The organism is Pseudomonas sp. GOM7 (genome assembly GCF_026723825.1).
Taxonomy (GTDB): domain Bacteria; phylum Pseudomonadota; class Gammaproteobacteria; order Pseudomonadales; family Pseudomonadaceae; genus Aquipseudomonas.
The window spans coordinates 1,624,801-1,644,377 of the sequence record NZ_CP113519.1; the positions used below are offsets into that span (position 1 = coordinate 1,624,801).

The following is a 19,577-nucleotide window of genomic DNA, read 5'->3' on the forward strand; positions in this document are numbered from 1 at the left end:
AGGTCAACAATGCTGACGCTCGAGCGATTCAAGAGTATTCACATAGTGCCGATAGCCTGAGCGTAAAATTTTCCCACGAGACTCTCCTTATGCGCACCCTCAAGTTCAGCCACAAGATCATGCTGGCTGCTTCCCTGGTGGTCATCGCGGCCTTCGCGTCCTTCGCCCTGTACAACGACTACCTGCAGCGCACCTCGATTCGCCACAACCTGGCCAACTACCTGCACGATGTCGGCCTGGTTTCCACTGGCAACATTCAGCACTGGCTGGATGGGCGCATGCAGTTGCTGGACAACCTCGCCGAGTCGGTGCAGGACGACAGTTCGCCCGAGATGCTGGCGCGTAATCTGCAACACCGCAGCATCGCCTCGGCCTTTCTCTATGCCTATTACGGCCAGGCCGATGGCACTTACACCCAGTTTCCGCCGAGCGAGCTGCCGGCCGGCTACGACCCGCGTCAGCGCCCCTGGTACAAGAGTGCCGTGGGCAGCAGTGGCCCGGGCCTGACCGCGCCCTACCTGGCGGCCGACCCGCGTGACGGGCTGCTGATCACCATTACTCGCCCGGTCAGCGCGGGCGGCAGCTTGCGGGGCGTGGTGGGCGGCGATCTCAAGCTGCAGACCATCGACGACATCCTCAACTCCTTCGACCTGGGCGGCATGGGCTACGCCTTCCTGGTGGACGAGCAGGGCACGGTGCTGGTGCATCCGGACAAGAGCCTGGTGCTGAAGAAGCTGCCGGAGCTTTACCCCGAGGCAACGCCGCGTCTGGAATCCAGCCTGCAGAACACCACAGGCGTCGATGGCAGCGCCCGTATCGTCACCTTCCAGCCGGTGCAGGGGCTTACTGGGGTGCGCTGGTACGTCGGCCTGTCGGTGGACGAGAGCAAGGCGTTCGCGGCCCTGCGTGAGTCGCGCCTGTCCGCGTTGATGGCGACCATCATCGGCGTGGTGGCGATTCTCCTGCTGCTCGGCATGCTGATCCGCATTCTGCTGCGCCCGCTGCACGTGATGAGCCATGCCATGAGCGGCATCGCCGAAGGCGAGGGGGATCTGACTCAGCGCCTGAAGATCGCCTCCGGCGACGAGTTCGGCGAACTGGCCGGGGCCTTCAACCGTTTCGTCGAGCGTATCCACGAGTCGATCCGTGAAGTGGCCTCGACCACTCGTGAGGTGCACGAGCGTGTCACGACCGTGGTACAGGCCTCCAACGCCTCCATGGGTAACTCCAGCGAGCAGGCGGCGCGCACCGACAGCGTGGCGGCGGCGATCAACGAGCTGGGCGCTGCTGCCCAGGAAATCGCCCGCAACGCCGCTGATGCCTCGCAACAGGCCAGCGAGGCACGGCGCAATGCCGAGGAAGGGCAGGGCATGGTCGAGCGCACCCTGGCGGCGATGGGCGACCTGTCGGAGAAGATCCAGGCGTCCGGCAACCATATCGAGCTGCTCAGCGAGAAGAGCAACGACATCGGCCAGATTCTCGACGTGATCAAGGGTATTTCCGAGCAGACCAACCTGCTCGCGCTCAATGCCGCCATCGAGGCCGCCCGCGCCGGCGAGGCTGGGCGTGGTTTCGCCGTGGTGGCCGACGAGGTGCGTAACCTGGCCCAGCGCACGCAGAGCTCGGCGCAGGAGATCCAGCAGATGATCGAACAGCTCCAGGCTGGTGCCCGCGATGCCGTGGCGACCATGACCGAGAGCCGGCGTTTCAGCGAGGACAGCGTGCGCATCGGCGGCCAGGCCGGGGAGAACCTGCGTGGCGTGACCCAGCGCATCGGCGAGATCGACGGCATGAACCAGTCGGTGGCCACCGCTACCGAGGAGCAGACCTCGGTGATCGAGAGCCTGAACATGGACATCACCGAGATCAACACCCTGAACCAGGATGGCGTGCGCAACCTGCAGGCCAGCCTCAGTGCCTGTACCGAGCTGGATCAGCAGGTCGGGCGGCTCAAGCACCTGGTGGACAGCTTCAGGATTTGAGGCTGTCTGCCTTTGGGGGCGAATTCGTTCGCGATGTTGGTGGCCTTGGCGCCTAATGCCAGTCAGTTAAGGCTGTCCGTGTTTGGCTCCCCTCTCCCGTTTACGGCAGAGGGGCTGGGGGTAAGTTTGGTTGATACCGGACTGGCAAGTTTGTGTGTTGGTTTTTCTGATGCCTGTTCCGGATTGCCGCGTTTTTGTTGATGTTTCTGATTTCGCCCTCCCGGGCGAGTCACTTTTGGGGCAAAAGTAACCAAAACCTCCGCCCTTTCATCCGGCCCTGGCTGCGCCAGGGTTCGCTCACTCCATCGCCGCTCCAGAGGCCCGACCGGATGCGGCCCACCGACGGTGGGCCATCCATGGCCCATCGCGGCTCTCGCGGCATCCATGCCGCTCGACCTCTTCCACAACGATTCCGCTCCCCCTCCTGGGCGGGCTCTGCACGCGCCTGAACCCTAGGTAACCCAGAATTAGCGTGGAGTGCTTGAACATGGGTCAGCCTTAGGGCTGACCGGGATGCCGGCTGGAAGCCGGCAAGCTATTCAAGCGAATGAAACTACGCGAATGAAAGTTTTGGTTTAACCCGGCGGCCACGTCATGGTTCCACTGTTACCAGAGCACGCCGGGCATGCCCGGAACCGATGTCCGTTCAGGCGCGCAAATGCCCCCTTCAGGAGGCCGAACGCAGGCATTGCGCAGGGGGCGAGTGGCATGGATGCCACGAGAGGCTTGAAGGGCCATGGATGGCCCTTGCAAGCTGACCCCGGAGCGGTGCCGGAGTGAGGGGAGTCGAGCGAAGCATGACGGGGACGCCTAGTTCCGGATGGCGGGGGGGCGTTTCTTTTGCTTACTTTTCTTTGCGCAGTTCAAAGAAAAGTGAGTCGCCCGAGGGGGCGAAACCCGGAATCTCTTAATACACCGCAGCGGCGTCCAGAACACCAAACAACACACAAATTTGCCAGTCCAGTATCAAGACCGCCTTTCCCGAGATTCCGCGAAGAACCCTTTTGCAGGCGAGTTCATTCGCGATGCTGGCGGCCATGGGCCGATAGATCCGCGACGCGACAGCCCCCCTCAGAAGGTAATGCTCTGCGCCGGGCTGGGCGTGCTGGGCTCCGAAAGCTTGGCGATGATCGCCTCCTGCAGGCGCGCGCAGAACTCTGGATCCGACAGCGGCTGACCCTTGTCGTCGGTGATGAAGAACACGTCCTCGACCCGCTCGCCGAGCGTGGCGATCTTGGCGTTCTGCAGCGACAGGTCATATTCGACGAAGATGCGCCCGATACGCGCCAGCAGGCCGGGGCGATCCGGTGCGGTGAGTTCGAGTATGGTCACCGGGCGCTGCGCATCGTTGTGGATGGTCACCTGCGGGGCGAAGGCGAAGTGCTTGAGCTGGCGCGGCACCCGGCGCTGGATGATGGTGGGGTAGTCGTCGGGGTTGCGCAGGGCGGTGATCAGGCCCTCGCGAATCTGTTCGATACGCGCCGGGTTGTTGCCGATCGAACTGCCGTCGGCATCCAGCACGATGTAGGTATCGAGGGTGAACTGGCTGGTGGAGGTGATGATTCGCGCATCGTGAATGCTCAGATTGAGCTGGCTCATCGCCGCCACCGTCACGGCGAAGAAGTCGTGCTGGTCGGGGGCATAGATGAAGATCTGCGTGCCACCCTCGAACTCGCGCTGGGTGGTTTCCTTGATCAGCACCAGTGGCCCGCCATCGTCGGGATGCTGGAGGATGGCATCGGTGTGCCAGGCCACGTCGCTGGCGGTATGGCGCAGGAAGTAGTCGTCGCCGAGCTGGCTCCAGAGCTGCTCGGCATCGTCCGGGTCGGTGCCGCTGCGCACCAGGGTGTCCAGAGCGGCGTTCTGCGTCTGGCGAATCTGTTCTTCACGATCCACCGGGTTTTCCAGGCCTCGACGCAGGGCGCGCTTGGTTTCGGTGTAGAGCTGGCGCAGCAGGCTGGCGCGCCAGGAGTTCCACAGGCTGGGGTTGGTGGCGTTGATGTCGGCCACAGTCAGCACGTAGAGGTATTCCAGGTGGGTCTGGTCGCCGACGAACTGGGCGAAGTCGTGGATCACCTGTGGGTCGGAGAGATCCTTGCGCTGTGCGGTGGTGGACATCACCAGGTGGTGCTGCACCAGCCAGACGATCAGCGCGCTGTCCCAGGCCGGCAGGTGGTGGCGACGGGCGAAGGCCTCGGCATCCAGCGCGCCCAGTTCGGAGTGGTCGCCGCCACGGCCCTTGCCGATGTCATGGTAGAGCCCGGCCAGGTAGATCAGCTCGGGCTTTGGCAGGCGCTCGATGATCTTGCTGGCCAGCGGGAATTTCTCCGCCAGCTCCGGCCAGCGGAACTTGCGCAGGTGCTTGATCAGGTTGAGGGTGTGCGCGTCGACCGTATAGATGTGGAACAGGTCGTGCTGCATCTGCCCGACGATATCGCCGAACTCCGGCAGGTAGCGACCGAGAATGCCGTAGCGGTTCATCCGCCGCAGGTTGCGGTGAATGCCCTCCTTGCACTTGAACAGCTCGATGAACAGGCTGGTGTTGCGGATATCCTTGCGGAAATCGTCGTCGATCAGGTGGCGGCTGTCGCGCAGCAGGCGAATGGTGCCGGCGCGCACGCCCTTGATTTCCGGATGTTGGGCCATCAGCACAAAGATCTCGAGGATGGCGAAGGGGGTGCGCTTGAAGATGTTGGGGTGGATGGCCTCGATGTAGCCGTCACGCACCTGGAAGCGGCTGTTCAGCGGTGTGCACTGGCTGCTTTCGGCAGCGCGCAGGATGACTTCCTCGAAGTGCTGGTTGAGCAGATCCGACAATTCGGAAATGCCCATGACTACGCGGTAGTACTTCTGCATGAAGTGTTCGATGCTGCGCTTGCCGTCGCCATCCTTGTAGCCGAACAGGGCGGCGATCTTCACTTGATAATCGAACAGCAGGCGATCCTCTGCGCGTCCGGCGAGCATGTGCAGGGCGTAGCGCACCTTCCACAGGAACTCCTGGCTGGAGGCGAGCAGGGCGTATTCGCTCTCCAGCAGGAAGCCATGGCTGACCAGGGCCTGCAGGTTGAGCGTGCCGAACTGGCGGCGGGCGACCCAGAGAATGGTCTGGATGTCGCGCAGGCCGCCGGGCGAACCCTTGACGTTGGGTTCGAGGTTGTATTCGGTGTCGTTGTACTTGCCGTGGCGTGCCTTGCGCTCCTCGCGCTTGGCCAGATAGAAGTGCTTGCTCGGCCACATCTGCTCGGGGCTGGTGACCTGCTGCATGCGTTGGCGCAGGTGTTCGGGGCCGGCGATGGTGCGGCTTTCCATCAGGTTGGTGATTACCGTCAGGTCGGCGCGGGCCTCTTCGGCGCATTCGTCGACACTGCGCACGCTCTGGCCGACTTCCAGGCCGATGTCCCAGAGCAGGGTGAGGAAGCCTTCGATGGGCTCACGGAAAATCTCATGGTCACTGCTGTCGAGCAGAATCAGCAGGTCGATGTCGGAGTAGGGGTGCAGCTCGCCGCGACCATAGCCGCCGACGGCGAGCAGGGCGATGTCGGCATCCTCGCACCAGCTAAAGCGCTTCCAGGCTTCCTGCAGGATCTGGTCGACGAACCAGGCGCGATCCTCCACCAGGCGGCGGATCTCGCGGCCGGCCCGATAGCGCGAGTCGAGTACTTCATGCGCCTGGCGGATGGCTTTCTTGAAGGCGGCGATGGGGCTGGATTTGAGTGCCAGTTCGGCCTGGAACTGGCCACGGTCGAACAGTTCGGTATCCATCTGCGGCATGCCGGCGCCTTCCTATATAAGCCAGGGTACGCTGTGCGCACCACTTGATTTCATGGTGTTGCGATCACTGCCCGGACGAGGTGCGCGCGATGCTGTCGTCGCTGCGCAGGGTGAGGATCTCATAGCCATCGGCGGTGACCAGCACGGTGTGCTCCCACTGCGCCGACAGCTTGCGATCCTTGGTGATGGCGGTCCAGCCGTCGCCGAGCAGGCGGGTTTCCGGGCGGCCCTGGTTGATCATCGGCTCGATGGTGAAGGTCATGCCTTCCTTGAGCTCCATGCCAGTGCCGGCCTTGCCGTAGTGCAGCACCTGCGGCTCCTCGTGGAACACCGCGCCGATACCATGGCCGCAGTACTCACGCACCACGGAGAAACCGTTCTTCTCGGCGTGCTTCTGGATCACTTCGCCAATATCGCCCAGGCGCGCGCCCGGTTTGACCAGCTCGATGCCTTTATACATGCACTCCTGGGTGACCTTGGCCAGGCGCTCGGCCCATTCGGCCACCTTGCCGACCATGAACATCTTGCTGGTGTCGCCGTGGTAGCCGTCCTTGATCACGGTGATGTCGATGTTCAGCACGTCGCCGTCCTTGAGCGGCTTGTCGTTGGGGATGCCGTGGCACACCACATGGTTGATCGAGGTGCAGATCGACTTGGGAAAGCCCCTGTAGTTGAGCGGTGCGGGGATGGCCTGCTGCACGTTGACGATATAGTCATGGCAGATGCGGTCGAGCTCTTCGGTGGTCACGCCCGGCTTGACGTGTTCGCCGATCATCTCCAGCACCTCGGCGGCCAGGCGGCCGGCGACGCGCATTTTCTCGATTTCTTCGGCGGATTTGATGGTGACGGTCATAGCCAGCTCTCGGGTACTCACGGAAAAAGGCGCTCATATTAACAGCTACGGGCTACAGGCTACAGGCAGGCTTGCTGCTTGAGGCTTGTAGCTTATGGCTGCTCTTTATGGTATAAAACGCGCCGCTTTACGGGCAGCATGCCCGAAAGCTCAAACCCACACACGTATCGACACGGTTTCCTGGGTGCCCTTCGACAAGTTCGGGGGTTGGAAGCTGGGATACGTGGAGGCCTAACCCGACTTATCAAGGAACTATCATGTCCCAAGTCAACATGCGCGATATGCTGAAGGCCGGTGTGCACTTCGGCCACCAGACCCGTTACTGGAACCCGAAAATGGGCAAGTACATTTTCGGTGCGCGTAACAAGATTCACATCATCAACCTCGAAAAAACCCTGCCGATGTTCAACGACGCCCTGTCGTTCGTTGAAAAGCTGGCTGCTGGCAAGAACAAGATCCTGTTCGTTGGCACCAAGCGTTCCGCTGGCAAGATCGTTCGCGAAGAAGCGGCTCGTTGCGGCTCGCCGTTCGTCGATCACCGCTGGTTGGGCGGCATGCTGACCAACTACAAGACCATCCGTGCTTCGATCAAGCGCCTGCGCGAGCTGGAAACCCAGTCCCAGGACGGCACCTTCGCCAAGCTGACCAAGAAAGAAGCTCTGATGCGTACCCGTGATCTGGAAAAACTGGATCGCAGCCTGGGTGGTATCAAGGACATGGGCGGCCTGCCGGACGCGCTGTTCGTGATCGACGTCGACCACGAGCGCATTGCCATCACCGAAGCCAACAAGCTGGGCATCCCGGTCATCGGCATCGTCGATACCAACAGCAGCCCGGAAGGCGTTGACTACATCATCCCGGGTAACGACGACGCCATCCGCGCCATCCAGCTGTACATGGGTGCCATGGCTGACGCCGTGATCCGTGGTCGCAGCAACGCTGGCGGTGCCACCGAAGAGTTCATCGAAGAAGCCCCGGCTGCCGAAGCTGCCGAAGGCTAAGCAGTAACGTCGCTCATATAGCGTGCGTGCTGAGCAAGAAGGGGGCTAGGCCCCCTTTTTGCCACTCACAGATTTGCTCACCCGCCTGACGGGTGAATGGTTGAAGACCTACCGAGAGGATTTTCAAGATGGCAGAGATTACTGCAGCCCTGGTCAAAGAACTGCGCGAGCGTACCGGCCAAGGCATGATGGAATGCAAGAAGGCCCTGGTTGCTGCTGGTGGCGACATCGAAAAAGCCATTGATGACATGCGTGCTTCCGGCGCCATCAAGGCCGCCAAGAAGGCTGGCAACATCGCTGCCGAAGGCTCCATCGCCGTGCGCGTCGAAGGTGGCCGTGGCCTGATCATCGAAGTCAACTCGCAGACCGACTTCCTGGCTCTGCAGGACGACTTCAAGGCCTTCGTCAAGGAAAGCCTGGACGAAGCCTTCGAGAAGAACCTGACCGAAGCTGCTCCGCTGATCGCTTCCCGCGAGCCGGCTCGTGAAGCTCTGGTCGCCAAGTGCGGCGAGAACGTCAACATCCGTCGTCTGACCGCTGTGACCGGTGACACCGTGGGTGCCTACCTGCACGGCCACCGTATCGGTGTTCTGGTCGTTCTGAAGGGCGGTAACGACGAACTGGCCAAGCACGTTGCCATGCACGTTGCTGCCTCCAACCCGGCTGTGGTTTCCCCGGATCAGGTGTCCGAGGAGCTGGTTGCCAAGGAGAAGGAAATCTTCCTGCAGCTCAATGCCGAGAAGATCGCCGGCAAGCCGGAAAACATCGTCGAGAACATGGTCAAGGGCCGTATCGCCAAGTTCCTGGCCGAAGCCAGCCTGGTTGAGCAAGCCTTCATCATGGACCCGGAAGTCAAGGTCGGTGATCTGGTGAAGAAAGCCGGTGCCGAAGTCGTTTCCTTCGTGCGTTACGAAGTGGGCGAGGGCATCGAGAAGGCCGAGACCGACTTCGCTGCCGAAGTGGCCGCTCAGGTTGCTGCCAGCAAGCAGTAAGCGGTTTTTCCGGTATGTACCCCCAAAGAGGCTGCCCGTTTGCGCGGGCGGCCTCTTTGCCGAATAAGGGGTAAGAATGATTATGGCGGCCGCTCCAACGAACGGCCGCCGGCACTGTCAAAGTGCCAGATAGCAGCCGTGCCTAAGGCACGCTGCGCCCAGAACACACATCGCCGCAGGAGAGACTTGCAATGGCTCAGCAGACGACTGGTCGCCAACCTCGCTACAAACGCATTCTGCTCAAACTCAGCGGCGAGGCCCTGATGGGCTCGGAAGATTTCGGCATCGATCCCAAGGTGCTCGATCGCATGGCGCTGGAAGTCGGCCAACTGGTCGGCATCGGCGTGCAGGTCGGCCTGGTGATCGGTGGCGGCAACCTGTTCCGTGGCGCGGCGCTGTCCGCTGCCGGTATGGATCGCGTCACCGGCGACCATATGGGCATGCTGGCCACGGTGATGAACGCCCTGGCCATGCGTGACGCCCTGGAGCGCTCGAACATCCCGGCCATCGTCATGTCGGCGATCTCCATGGTCGGCGTGACCGATCACTATGACCGCCGCAAGGCCATGCGCCACCTCAAGACCGGCGAGGTGGTGATCTTCGCCGCCGGCACCGGCAACCCCTTCTTCACCACCGATTCGGCCGCCTGCCTGCGCGCCATCGAGATCGATGCCGACGTGGTACTGAAGGCGACCAAGGTCGATGGCGTGTACACTGCCGACCCGTTCAAGGATCCGCATGCCGAGAAGTTCGAGCGCCTGACCTATGACGAGGTGCTCGATCGCAAGCTGGGGGTGATGGATCTGACCGCCATCTGCCTGTGCCGCGATCACAAGATGCCGCTGCGGGTCTTCAACATGAACAAGCCGGGCGCCCTGCTTAACGTGGTGGTAGGCGGCGCCGAAGGAACCCTGATCGAGGAGGAAGCACAATGATCAACGACATCAAGAAAGACGCTCAGGAGCGTATGGGCAAATCCCTGGAATCGCTGGATCGTAACCTGGCGTCCATCCGCACGGGTCGTGCTCACCCGAGCATTCTCGACAGCGTCAAGGTGCCGGCCTGGGGTAGCGAGATGCCGCTCAACCAGGTGGCTGCGATCACCGTCGAAGATGCCCGTACCCTGAAGATCGTCGCTCACGACAAGAACCTCAGCGCCGCCATCGAAAAGGCCATCCTGACTTCCGACCTGGGCCTGAACCCATCCAGCGCCGGTACCACCATCCGCGTGCCGATGCCTGCCCTGACCGAGGAGACCCGCAAGGGCTACACCAAGCAGGCGCGTGGTGTGGCCGAAGACGCCAAGGTCGCCGTGCGCAACGTGCGCCGTGACGCTCTGGCCGAGCTGAAGAAGCTGGCCAAGGCCAAGGAAATCAGCGAGGACGAAGAGCGTCGTGCCGCTGACGAGCTGCAGAAGATCACCGACAAGTTCATTGCCGATGTCGACAAGGCTCTGGAGGTCAAGGAAAAAGACCTGATGGCCGTTTGATCGCACAGGCTTCCGACATGGATAAGAACAAGCAGGGGGCAGTGCCGAGGCACGTCGCCATCATCATGGATGGCAACAACCGCTGGGCCAGAAAGCGCCTGTTGCCAGGTGTGGCCGGGCACAAGGCCGGGGTCGACGCGGTGCGCGCGGTGATCGAGGTATGTGCCGAGTCGGGCGTCGAGGTGCTGACGCTGTTCGCCTTTTCCAGCGAGAACTGGCAGCGTCCCGCCGATGAAGTCGGGGCGCTGATGGAGCTATTCCTCGGTGCGCTGCGGCGTGAGGCGAAGAAGCTGCTGGACAACGACATCGCCTTGCGCATCATCGGTGATCGCTCACGCTTTCATCCCGAGCTGCAGGCCGCCATGCGCGAGGCCGAGGCGCTGACCGCCGGCAAGCGCCGCTTCACCCTGCAGATCGCCGCCAACTATGGCGGCCAGTGGGACATCGTTCAGGCCACTCAGCGCCTGGCGCGTGAGGTGCAGGCCGGGCATCTGCTGCCCGAGGAAATCAGTGCGGAGGTGCTGCAGGGCTGTCTGGCCACCGGCGACATGCCGTTGCCGGATCTGTGCATTCGTACCGGTGGCGAGCATCGCATCAGCAACTTCCTGCTCTGGCAGTTGGCTTACAGCGAGCTGTACTTCTCCGACCTGTACTGGCCGGATTTCAAGCATGAGGCCATGCGCAAGGCGCTGGCCGATTTCGCTACCCGCCAGCGTCGCTTCGGCAAGACCAGCGAGCAGGTGGCAGCCGAGGCGCGCTCCTGATGTTGAAGCAACGAATCATCACGGCACTGGTGCTGCTACCCATCGCCCTGGGCGGCTTTTTCCTCCTCGATGGCCTGGCGTTCGCCCTGTTCATCGGTGCGGTGGTCAGTCTGGGGGCCTGGGAGTGGGCACGCCTGGCGGGCTTCGAGTCGCAGGGGCTGCGCGTCGCCTATGCAGCGGTTGTCGCCTTGCTGCTGGCAGTGCTCTATCTATTGCCTGGCCTGGCGCCATTGATCCTGGCGCTGGCGGTGCTCTGGTGGGTGGCCGCGACCTGGCTGGTGCTCGGCTATCCCGATAGCAGTCGTTACTGGGGTGGCTTGCCTGGCCGTCTGTTGATCGGTCTGCTGATCCTCCTGCCGGCCTGGCAGGGGTTGGTGTTGCTCAAACAATGGCCGCAGGCCAACGGTCTGATCATCGCCGTCATGCTGCTGGTCTGGGGGGCCGATATCGGCGCGTATTTCTCCGGCAAGGCCTTCGGCAAGCGCAAGCTGGCGCCGCGGGTCAGCCCTGGCAAGAGCTGGGAAGGTTTCTACGGTGGTCTCGCTGCCAGCCTGCTGATCACCTTGCTGGTCGGCCTGCAGCAGGGCTGGAGCGTTGGCTCGCTGGTGCTGGCGCTGCTGGGTGCGGCGCTGGTGGTGATGGTGTCGGTGGTTGGTGATCTCACCGAGAGCATGTTCAAGCGCCAGTCCGGGATCAAGGACAGCAGCAACCTGCTGCCGGGGCATGGCGGCGTGCTGGATCGTATCGATAGCCTGACGGCGGCCATTCCGCTGTTCGCGGCACTGCTCTGGCTGGCCGGCTGGGGTTCGCTGTGAGTGGCGTGCAGCGCATCACCGTGCTGGGGGCGACCGGCTCCATCGGTCTGAGCACCCTGGACGTCATCGCGCGTCATCCCGAACGTTATCAGGTCTTCGCTCTGACTGGCTTCACTCGTCTGAGCGAGCTGCAGGCGCTGTGCCTGCAGCACCGCCCGGCTTTCGTCGTGGTGCCGGATGAGCAGGCGGCGCAGCCGTTGCGCTTCGCGCTGCGCGATGCCGGCCTGAGCACCGAGGTGCTTATGGGCGAGCAGGGGCTGTGCACCGTCGCCTATCATGCCGAGGTGGATGTGGTCATGGCGGCCATCGTCGGTGCGGCTGGTCTCAAACCGACCTTGGCGGCCGTTCAGGCTGGCAAGAAGGTGCTGCTGGCCAACAAGGAAGCGCTGGTGATGTCCGGTGCCCTGTTCATGCAGGCGGTACGTGATAGCGGCGCCACCTTGCTGCCCATCGACAGTGAGCACAATGCCATCTTCCAGTGCCTGCCGCACGACTATGCACGTGGCTTGGCGCCGGTGGGCGTGCGCCGCGTGCTGCTTACCGCTTCCGGTGGGCCGTTCCGCGAAACGCCATTGGCTGAGCTGGAGCAGGTTACCCCCGAGCAGGCCTGTGCACACCCCAACTGGTCCATGGGGCGCAAGATTTCCGTCGATTCGGCGAGCATGATGAACAAGGGCCTGGAGCTGATCGAGGCCTGCTGGTTGTTCGATGCCAGGCCCGAGCAGATCGAGGTGGTGATCCACCGCCAGAGCGTGATCCATTCGCTGGTCGACTACATCGATGGCTCGGTGCTGGCACAGTTGGGCAACCCCGATATGCGCACGCCCATCGCCCATGCTCTGGCCTGGCCGCAGCGCATCGACTCCGGCGTCGCGCCGCTGGACCTGTTCGCCGTCGGTCGCCTGGATTTCCAGCGCCCGGACGAGACACGCTTTCCCTGCCTGCGCCTGGCCCGCGAGGCCGCGCAGGCAGGGGGCACCGCGCCGGCGATGCTCAATGCGGCCAACGAGGTGGCGGTCGAGGCCTTTCTGCAGCGGCGCATTCGCTTCACCGAGATAGCGCGTATGATCGAGAGCGTCCTGAACGCTCAGGCAGCGCAGGTGGTCGAAGCGCTCGATATCGTGCTGGCGGCTGATCGCCAGGCGCGTGAGCTGGCCCTGCAGTGGCTTGCCCGCCGTTGAGGCGGGATGGAGAGAAGAAATGAGTGCGCTGTACATGTTGGTAGGCACCCTGATCGCGCTGGGTGTGCTGGTGACCTTTCACGAATTCGGCCATTTCTGGGTGGCGCGGCGCTGTGGCGTCAAGGTGCTGCGTTTCTCCGTCGGTTTCGGCAGCCCACTGGTGCGCTGGCACGACCGTCAGGGAACCGAATTCGTCATCGCCGCCATCCCGCTGGGTGGCTACGTGAAGATGCTCGACGAGCGCGAAGGCGAGGTGCCAGCCGCCTTGCTCGATCAGGCCTTCAATCGCAAGACGGTGGGGCAGCGCATCGCCATCGTCGCGGCCGGTCCCATCGCCAACTTCCTCCTCGCCCTGGTGTTTTTCTGGGCCGTGGCCATGCTCGGCAGCCAGCAGGTGCGCCCGGTCATCGGTGCGGTGGAGCAGGGCAGCCTGGCCGCAGCGGCTGGCCTGCATGCCGGACAGGAAATCGTTTCGGTCAATGGTGAGGCCGTGACCGGCTGGGCACCGATCAATCTGCAACTGGTGCGCCGTCTGGGCGAGAGTGGCACCCTGAATATCGGCGTGCGCGAGCCTGGCTCGACGGTCGAGTCGGTCAAGCAGGTGCAATTGAACAATTGGCTGCGGGGGGCGGATGAGCCCGATCCCATCGGCTCGCTGGGCATACGTCCGTGGCGCCCGGCACTGCCGCCGGTGCTCGCCGAACTCGATGCACAAGGCCCGGCGCAGGCCGCCGGCCTGCGCACGGGAGATCGCCTGCTGGCGCTTGACGGCCAGCCGCTGGAGGATTGGCAGCAGGTGGTGGACAAGGTGCGGGCCATGCCGGATCAGCGGGTGACGTTGCGCTTCGAGCGTGACGGTCAAGCCCAGGAGGTGATGCTGACCCTGGCTAGCCGTGGTGATGGGGAGGCCCGTAGCGGCTACCTTGGCGCCGGGGTGAAAGGTGGCGAGTGGCCGCCCGAGATGCTTCGCGAAGTGCGCTACGGGCCGCTCGAAGCCGTCGCCGAAGGCGCACGGCGTACCTGGGCGATGAGCGTGCTGACCCTCGATTCGCTGAAGAAGATGCTGTTCGGTGAGCTCTCGGTAAAAAACTTGAGCGGGCCGATAACCATTGCTAAAGTGGCGGGCGCTTCAGCTCAGTCGGGGCTTGGGGATTTTCTGAATTTCCTCGCCTACCTGAGCATTAGCCTGGGGGTTCTCAATCTGCTGCCCATTCCCGTACTGGATGGTGGGCATCTGCTTTTTTATCTGGTCGAGTGGGTGCGTGGTCGCCCCTTGTCTGAGCGGGTTCAAGGTTGGGGGATGCAGATCGGCATCAGCCTGGTCGTCGGAGTCATGCTGCTGGCTCTGATCAACGATCTTGGTCGTCTGTAACCCATGCTGAATTACAAATCTGTCGCCTAGTGCGGCAGATTTTTTATCGTCAGTTGGAATAAGAAAGGACTTCATGAAACGTCTGCTGCTACCTGCGGTGTTGTCCGCATTGATGATCGCCGAAGTTCACGCCGAGTCCTTCACCATCTCCGATATACGTGTCAACGGACTGCAGCGGGTCTCCGCCGGAAGCGTATTCGGTGCTCTGCCGCTCAACGTGGGTGAGCAGGTCGATGACAGTCAACTCGTCGACGCTACCCGCTCGCTGTTCAAGACCGGTTTCTTCCAGGACATCCAGCTCGGCCGTGATGGCAACGTGCTGGTCGTCACCGTGGTCGAGCGTCCTTCCATTTCCAGCATCGAGATCGAAGGCAACAAGGCCATCACCACCGAAGACCTGCTCAAGGGCCTGAACCAGTCCGGTCTGGCCGAGGGCGAGATCTTCCAGCGCGCCACCCTCGAAGGCGTGCGCAACGAACTGCAGCGCCAGTACGTGGCCCAGGGTCGCTACTCGGCCGAGATCGAGACCGAGGTGATTCCGCAGCCGCGCAACCGTGTGGCGCTGAAGATCACCATCAACGAAGGCACCGTCGCCGCCATTTCCCACATCAACGTGGTGGGCAACACGGTGTTCTCCGATGAGGATCTGAGCGATCTGTTCGAGCTCAAGACCACCAACTGGCTGTCCTTCTTCAAGAACGACGACAAGTACGCCCGCGAAAAGCTCTCCGGTGACCTCGAGCGTTTGCGCTCCTATTACCTGGATCGCGGCTACATCAACATGGACATCAGCTCCACCCAGGTCTCCATCACCCCGGACAAGAAGCACGTCTACATCACCGTCAACATCGATGAGGGTGAGAAGTACAGCGTGCGTGACGTGAAACTCTCCGGTGACCTCAAGGTGCCGGAAGAAGAGATCCGCGCACTGCTGCTGGTCAAGGAAGGGCAGGTCTTCTCGCGCAAGGTGATGACCACCACCAGCGAGCTGATCACCCGTCGCCTGGGTAACGAGGGCTACACCTTCGCCAACGTCAACGGCGTGCCGCAGGCGCACGACGAGGACAACACCGTTTCCATCACCTTCGTTGTCGATCCGGGCAAGCGTGCCTACGTCAACCGCATCAACTTCCGTGGCAACACCAAGTCCGAGGACGAAGTGCTGCGCCGCGAGATGCGCCAGATGGAAGGTGGCTGGGCTTCCACCTACCTGATCGACCAGTCCAAGGTGCGTCTGGAGCGTCTGGGCTTCTTCAAGGAAGTCAACGTGGAAACCCCGCAGGTGCCGGGTACCGACGATCAGATCGACGTCAACTACAGCGTCGAGGAGCAGCCGTCCGGTTCCATCACCGCCAGCGTCGGTTTCGCCCAGAACGCCGGTTTGATCCTCGGTGGCTCCATCAGCCAGAACAACTTCCTGGGTACTGGCAACAAGGTCAGCCTCGGCCTGACCCGTAGCGAATACCAGACCCGTTACAGCTTCGGCTTCGTTGACCCCTACTGGACGGTCGATGGCGTCAGCCTGGGTTACAACGCCTTCTACCGCACCACCGACTACGACGAACTCGATGTCGACGTGTCCAGCTACTCGGTGGACAGCCTCGGTGCCGGTATCAGCATCGGTTACCCGATCAGCGAAACGTCGCGCCTGACCTACGGCCTCACCGCGCAACAGGACACCATCGATACTGGGCGTTACACCGTCGATGAAATCTTCGACTTCATCGAGCAGGAAGGCGATAACTACCTGAACTTCAAGGGCTCCATCGGCTGGTCCGAGTCGACCCTCAACCGTGGCGTGCTGGCCAACCGCGGCCATTCGCAAAGCCTGGTGCTGGAAACCACTCTGCCGGGCAGCGACCTGTCGTTCTACAAGCTCGACTACCGTGGCCAGGTGTTCACCCCGCTCAGCGACAACTACACCCTGCGCTTCCACACCGAGCTGGGTTACGGTGACAGCTACGGCTCCACCTCCGAGTTGCCGTTCTACGAGAACTACTACGCCGGCGGTTTCAACTCCGTGCGTGGCTTCAAGGACAGCACGCTTGGTCCGCGCAGCACGCCGAGCTCCGGCAACAAGCCCGGCACCCTGCGTGACCCGGATCAGGATCCGCTGCCGTTCGGTGGTAACGTGCTGGTGCAGGGTGGGGTGGAAATGCTCTTCCCGCTGCCGTTCGTCAAGGATCAGCGCTCGCTGCGTACCTCGCTGTTCTGGGACGTGGGTAACGTGTTCGACACCAATTGCTCGTCGAGCCAGAAGAAGATCAGTGATAGCTGCAACATCGACTTCAGCAGCATGGCCAGCTCCGTGGGGGTCGGCCTGACCTGGATTACCGCGTTGGGGCCGCTGAGTTTCAGCCTGGCCATGCCGATCAAGAAACCGAATGATGCCGAAACTCAGGTCTTCCAGTTCTCCCTGGGCCAAACCTTCTAATACCGAAAGCCAACAGTTTTGTTGCAGGAGTGCATTGTGCGTAAGTTGACTCAACTGGTTATGTTCACCGTCGCCCTGATCGCCACCCCGGCGTTCGCCGAGATGAAAGTGGCCGTGCTGAACTATCAAATGGCCCTGCTCGAGTCGGATGCGGCCAAGCGTTATGCGGTGGACGCCGAGAAGAAATTCGGTCCGCAGCTCAACAAGCTCAAGACCCTGGAAAGTGATGCCAAGCGCATCCAGGATCGCATGGTCAAAGAAGGCGAGAAGATGCAACAGGCCGAGCGTGAGCGCCTGGAGCTGGAATTCAAGCAGAAGGCCCGTGACTTCCAGTTCCAGTCCAAGGAGCTGAACGAGTCCAAGGCCATCGCTGATCGTGAGATGCTGGCCAAGCTCAAGCCGAACCTGGACAAGGCCGTCGAGGAAGTGATCAAGAACGGCAACTTCGACCTGGTGCTCGAGCGTGGTGCGGTGATCGATGTCAAACCTCAGTACGACATCACCCGCCAGGTCATCGAGCGCATGAACAAGATGCGTTGAGCATGACCGCGACTTACACCCTCGGCCAGTTGGCCGAGCGCCTGGGCGCCACCCTGCGTGGCGCCGAAGGCAGGGGCATCACGGGCCTGGCCACCTTACAGGAGGCCAGGCCCGAACAGTTGAGCTTCCTGGCCAATACGCAGTACCGCAAGTTCCTGGCGCAGACCCAGGCCGGCGCCGTGCTGCTCACCGCGAGCGATGCCGAAGGCTATGCCGGCGATGCCCTTATCGTGGCCAACCCTTACCTGGCCTACGCCCAGCTCTCGCATCTGTTCGATCGCAAGCCCCAGGCCGTTGCCGGTATTCACCCGACCGCGCAGGTCGCGGCCGATGCCCAGGTCGACCCGAGCGCCAGCATCGGCGCCTATGCGGTGATCGAGGGCGGGGCGCAGATCGCCGCTGGCGTGAGCATCGGCGCGCATTGCGTGATCGGTGCGCGTAGCGTGATCGGCGAAGGCGGCTGGCTGGCGCCGCGCGTGACGCTGTATCACGACGTGCGCATCGGCAAGCGCGTGGTGATCCAGTCCGGTGCGGTGATCGGCGGCGAAGGCTTCGGCTTCGCCAACGAGAAGGGCGTCTGGCAGAAGATCGCGCAGATCGGTGGCGTGACCATCGGCGACGACGTCGAGATCGGCGCCAACACCACGGTGGATCGTGGCGCGTTGTCCGACACCCTGATCGGTAACGGCGTGAAGCTGGATAACCAGATCATGATCGCGCACAACGTGCAGATCGGCGACAACACCGCCATGGCCGGCTGCTGCGGCATTTCCGGCAGCACCAAGATCGGCAGGAACTGCATGATCGCCGGTGGCGTCGGCATGGTCGGGCATATCGAGGTGTGCGACAACGTGTTCGTCACCGGCATGACCATGGTGACCCGTTCGATCACCGAACCGGGGGCCTATTCTTCCGGTACCGCCATGCAGCCAGCAGGCGAGTGGAAGAAGAGTGCGGCGCGCATTCGTCAGTTGGACGAGATGGCCAAGCGTCTACGCGAGCTGGAAAAACAGCTCGCCGCCGTGACCCAGACGGCGAACGCCTCATCTGATGCCTGAGCACGGTGTGACCGTGCTCTTTTCTTTTCTTACAGGCTTAACCGGACATGATGGACATCAACGAAATTCGTGAATATTTGCCGCACCGCTATCCTTTCCTACTGGTGGATCGTGTGGTGGACCTGGACGTCGAAGGCAAGCAGATTCGCGCCTATAAGAATGTCAGCATCAACGAACCTTTCTTCAACGGGCACTTCCCCGAGCACCCGATCATGCCGGGCGTGCTGATCATCGAAGCCATGGCCCAGGCCGCCGGTATCCTTGGTTTCAAGATGATGGGCATCAAGCCGGCTGACGGTACCCTCTACTACTTCGTCGGCTCCGACAAGCTGCGTTTCCGCTCTCCGGTACTGCCGGGCGACCAGCTCGTGCTGGAGGCCAAGTACCTGAGCGATCGTCGCAGCATCTGGAAGTTCGAGTGCCGCGCCACTGTCGACGGCAAGGAAGTCTGCTCCGCTGAAATCATCTGCGCGGATCGCAAGCTATGAGTTCGATCGACCCTCGTGCCATCATTGACCCCAGTGCCAGACTGGCCGACGACGTCGTCGTCGGCCCGTGGAGCATTGTCGGGCCCGATGTGGAAATCGGCGAGGGTACGGTGATCGGCCCGCACGTGGTGCTCAAGGGCCCGACGGTGATTGGCAAGCACAACCGCATCTACCAGTTTTCCTCGGTGGGTGAGGATACGCCCGACCTCAAGTACAAGGGTGAGCCAACGCGGCTGGTGATCGGCGATCACAACGTGATCCGTGAAGGTGTCACCATTCACCGCGGCACCGTGCAGGATCGCAGTGAAACCACCCTGGGTGACCACAACCTGATCATGGCCTATGCCCATATCGGCCACGACAGCGTGATCGGCAACCACTGCATCCTGGTCAACAACACCGCGCTGGCCGGGCACGTCTGGGTCGATGACTGGGCGATCCTGTCCGGCTATACCTTGGTGCACCAGTTCTGCCGTATCGGCGCGCACAGCTTCTCCGGCATGGGCACCGCCATCGGCAAGGACGTTCCGGCCTTCGTCACCGTGTTCGGCAACCCGGCCGAGGCACGCAGCATGAACTTCGAGGGCATGCGTCGTCGGGGCTTCTCCGCCGAGGCCATCGCCGCCCTGCGCAGGGCCTACAAGTTGGTCTATCGCCAGGGGCTGACGGTGGAGCAAGCGCTGAACGAGCTGGCCGAGTCCGCCGCCCAGTTCCCGGAAGTGGCGATCTTCCGCGACTCCATCCAGGCGTCCACGCGCGGCATCACGCGCTGAGACGCGGCCCGATCCGCTGGATGCGCGCGCAAGTTCGAGCCAAACGGGCATGAGTGCCTGTAGA

The 19,577-nt window shown here is 62.4% G+C and carries 16 protein-coding genes and 1 pseudogene; 15 read left to right on the forward strand and 2 right to left on the reverse strand.

What is annotated here, in order from left to right:
• Window positions 1-278: 278 nt before the first annotated feature.
• Window positions 279-1,079, forward strand: a pseudogene (locus OU800_RS24255) (cache domain-containing protein); the annotation flags it as partial.
• Between the two features lie 138 nt (window positions 1,080-1,217).
• Complete coding sequence (locus OU800_RS24260; protein ID WP_442442589.1) at window positions 1,218-1,982, forward strand: methyl-accepting chemotaxis protein; 765 nt, start codon at window positions 1,218-1,220, stop codon at window positions 1,980-1,982.
• A gap of 1,071 nt (window positions 1,983-3,053) precedes the next feature.
• Here OU800_RS24260 and OU800_RS07330 read toward each other — a convergent pair.
• Complete coding sequence (locus OU800_RS07330) at window positions 3,054-5,753, reverse strand: [protein-PII] uridylyltransferase (protein ID WP_268182448.1); 2,700 nt, start codon at window positions 5,751-5,753, stop codon at window positions 3,054-3,056.
• Between the two features lie 64 nt (window positions 5,754-5,817).
• The gene (gene map, locus OU800_RS07335; RefSeq protein ID WP_268182451.1) at window positions 5,818-6,606 is read right to left on the reverse strand and encodes a type I methionyl aminopeptidase; all 789 of its coding nucleotides are present in this window, start codon (window positions 6,604-6,606) and stop codon (window positions 5,818-5,820) included.
• Window positions 6,607-6,863: 257 nt separating this feature from the next.
• Here map and rpsB point away from each other — a divergent pair, with 257 nt between their 5' ends.
• The 13 genes from rpsB (at window position 6,864) to lpxA (ending at window position 19,513) form a co-directional block, all read left to right on the forward strand.
• Window positions 6,864-7,607: a 30S ribosomal protein S2 gene (gene rpsB / locus OU800_RS07340; protein ID WP_268182453.1), complete on the forward strand. Its 744-nt coding sequence runs from the start codon at window positions 6,864-6,866 to the stop codon at window positions 7,605-7,607.
• 128 nt (window positions 7,608-7,735) lie between these two features.
• A complete protein-coding gene (gene tsf / locus OU800_RS07345) occupies window positions 7,736-8,599 on the forward strand; it encodes a translation elongation factor Ts (RefSeq protein WP_268182455.1) in 864 nt (287 codons plus the stop codon).
• A 191-nt stretch (window positions 8,600-8,790) separates the two neighbouring features.
• On the forward strand, window positions 8,791-9,534 hold the full coding sequence (gene pyrH, locus OU800_RS07350; RefSeq protein WP_268182457.1) for a UMP kinase: 744 nt from the start codon (window positions 8,791-8,793) through the stop codon (window positions 9,532-9,534).
• A complete protein-coding gene (gene frr / locus OU800_RS07355; RefSeq protein WP_268182459.1) occupies window positions 9,531-10,088 on the forward strand; it encodes a ribosome recycling factor in 558 nt (185 codons plus the stop codon). The genes pyrH and frr overlap by 4 nt, the downstream gene beginning before the upstream one ends.
• A 17-nt stretch (window positions 10,089-10,105) precedes the next feature.
• Window positions 10,106-10,852, forward strand: a complete 747-nt coding sequence (uppS, locus tag OU800_RS07360; protein ID WP_268182460.1) for a polyprenyl diphosphate synthase — start codon at window positions 10,106-10,108, stop codon at window positions 10,850-10,852.
• The gene (locus tag OU800_RS07365; protein WP_268182461.1) at window positions 10,852-11,667 is read left to right on the forward strand and encodes a phosphatidate cytidylyltransferase; all 816 of its coding nucleotides are present in this window, start codon (window positions 10,852-10,854) and stop codon (window positions 11,665-11,667) included. The genes uppS and OU800_RS07365 overlap by 1 nt, the downstream gene beginning before the upstream one ends.
• Window positions 11,664-12,848: a 1-deoxy-D-xylulose-5-phosphate reductoisomerase gene (ispC, locus tag OU800_RS07370; RefSeq protein ID WP_268182463.1), complete on the forward strand. Its 1,185-nt coding sequence runs from the start codon at window positions 11,664-11,666 to the stop codon at window positions 12,846-12,848. Before OU800_RS07365 ends, ispC begins: the two co-directional genes overlap by 4 nt.
• Window positions 12,849-12,867: 19 nt before the next feature.
• The gene (gene rseP, locus OU800_RS07375; RefSeq protein ID WP_268182464.1) at window positions 12,868-14,220 is read left to right on the forward strand and encodes a sigma E protease regulator RseP; all 1,353 of its coding nucleotides are present in this window, start codon (window positions 12,868-12,870) and stop codon (window positions 14,218-14,220) included.
• A 73-nt stretch (window positions 14,221-14,293) separates the two neighbouring features.
• Complete coding sequence (bamA, locus tag OU800_RS07380) at window positions 14,294-16,654, forward strand: outer membrane protein assembly factor BamA (RefSeq protein WP_268182465.1); 2,361 nt, start codon at window positions 14,294-14,296, stop codon at window positions 16,652-16,654.
• A gap of 36 nt (window positions 16,655-16,690) precedes the next feature.
• Window positions 16,691-17,194, forward strand: a complete 504-nt coding sequence (locus tag OU800_RS07385) for an OmpH family outer membrane protein (RefSeq protein ID WP_268182468.1) — start codon at window positions 16,691-16,693, stop codon at window positions 17,192-17,194.
• A 2-nt stretch (window positions 17,195-17,196) separates the two neighbouring features.
• Entirely contained in the window at window positions 17,197-18,252 is a 1,056-nt protein-coding gene (gene lpxD / locus OU800_RS07390; RefSeq protein ID WP_442964738.1) for a UDP-3-O-(3-hydroxymyristoyl)glucosamine N-acyltransferase, read from the forward strand.
• A 47-nt stretch (window positions 18,253-18,299) separates the two neighbouring features.
• Complete coding sequence (gene fabZ, locus OU800_RS07395; protein ID WP_268182473.1) at window positions 18,300-18,740, forward strand: 3-hydroxyacyl-ACP dehydratase FabZ; 441 nt, start codon at window positions 18,300-18,302, stop codon at window positions 18,738-18,740.
• A complete protein-coding gene (gene lpxA / locus OU800_RS07400; protein WP_268182475.1) occupies window positions 18,737-19,513 on the forward strand; it encodes an acyl-ACP--UDP-N-acetylglucosamine O-acyltransferase in 777 nt (258 codons plus the stop codon). Before fabZ ends, lpxA begins: the two co-directional genes overlap by 4 nt.
• The last annotated feature ends 64 nt before the right edge of the window (window positions 19,514-19,577 follow it).

What these genes read in the sequence shown, in the direction of transcription:
- pyrH (WP_268182457.1), top strand. Translation starts at nt 8,791, where the DNA reads ATGGCTCAGCAGACGACTGGTCGCCAACCTCGCTACAAACGCATTCTG.
- rseP (WP_268182464.1), top strand. Translation starts at nt 12,868, where the DNA reads ATGAGTGCGCTGTACATGTTGGTAGGCACCCTGATCGCGCTGGGTGTG.
- bamA (WP_268182465.1), top strand. Translation starts at nt 14,294, where the DNA reads ATGAAACGTCTGCTGCTACCTGCGGTGTTGTCCGCATTGATGATCGCC.
- map (WP_268182451.1), bottom strand. Translation starts at nt 6,606, where the DNA reads ATGACCGTCACCATCAAATCCGCCGAAGAAATCGAGAAAATGCGCGTC.
- rpsB (WP_268182453.1), top strand. Translation starts at nt 6,864, where the DNA reads ATGTCCCAAGTCAACATGCGCGATATGCTGAAGGCCGGTGTGCACTTC.
- frr (WP_268182459.1), top strand. Translation starts at nt 9,531, where the DNA reads ATGATCAACGACATCAAGAAAGACGCTCAGGAGCGTATGGGCAAATCC.
- lpxA (WP_268182475.1), top strand. Translation starts at nt 18,737, where the DNA reads ATGAGTTCGATCGACCCTCGTGCCATCATTGACCCCAGTGCCAGACTG.
- lpxD (WP_442964738.1), top strand. Translation starts at nt 17,197, where the DNA reads ATGACCGCGACTTACACCCTCGGCCAGTTGGCCGAGCGCCTGGGCGCC.
- OU800_RS07330 (WP_268182448.1), bottom strand. Translation starts at nt 5,753, where the DNA reads ATGCCGCAGATGGATACCGAACTGTTCGACCGTGGCCAGTTCCAGGCC.
- fabZ (WP_268182473.1), top strand. Translation starts at nt 18,300, where the DNA reads ATGATGGACATCAACGAAATTCGTGAATATTTGCCGCACCGCTATCCT.
- OU800_RS24260 (WP_442442589.1), top strand. Translation starts at nt 1,218, where the DNA reads ATGGGTAACTCCAGCGAGCAGGCGGCGCGCACCGACAGCGTGGCGGCG.
- tsf (WP_268182455.1), top strand. Translation starts at nt 7,736, where the DNA reads ATGGCAGAGATTACTGCAGCCCTGGTCAAAGAACTGCGCGAGCGTACC.
- OU800_RS07365 (WP_268182461.1), top strand. Translation starts at nt 10,852, where the DNA reads ATGTTGAAGCAACGAATCATCACGGCACTGGTGCTGCTACCCATCGCC.
- uppS (WP_268182460.1), top strand. Translation starts at nt 10,106, where the DNA reads ATGGATAAGAACAAGCAGGGGGCAGTGCCGAGGCACGTCGCCATCATC.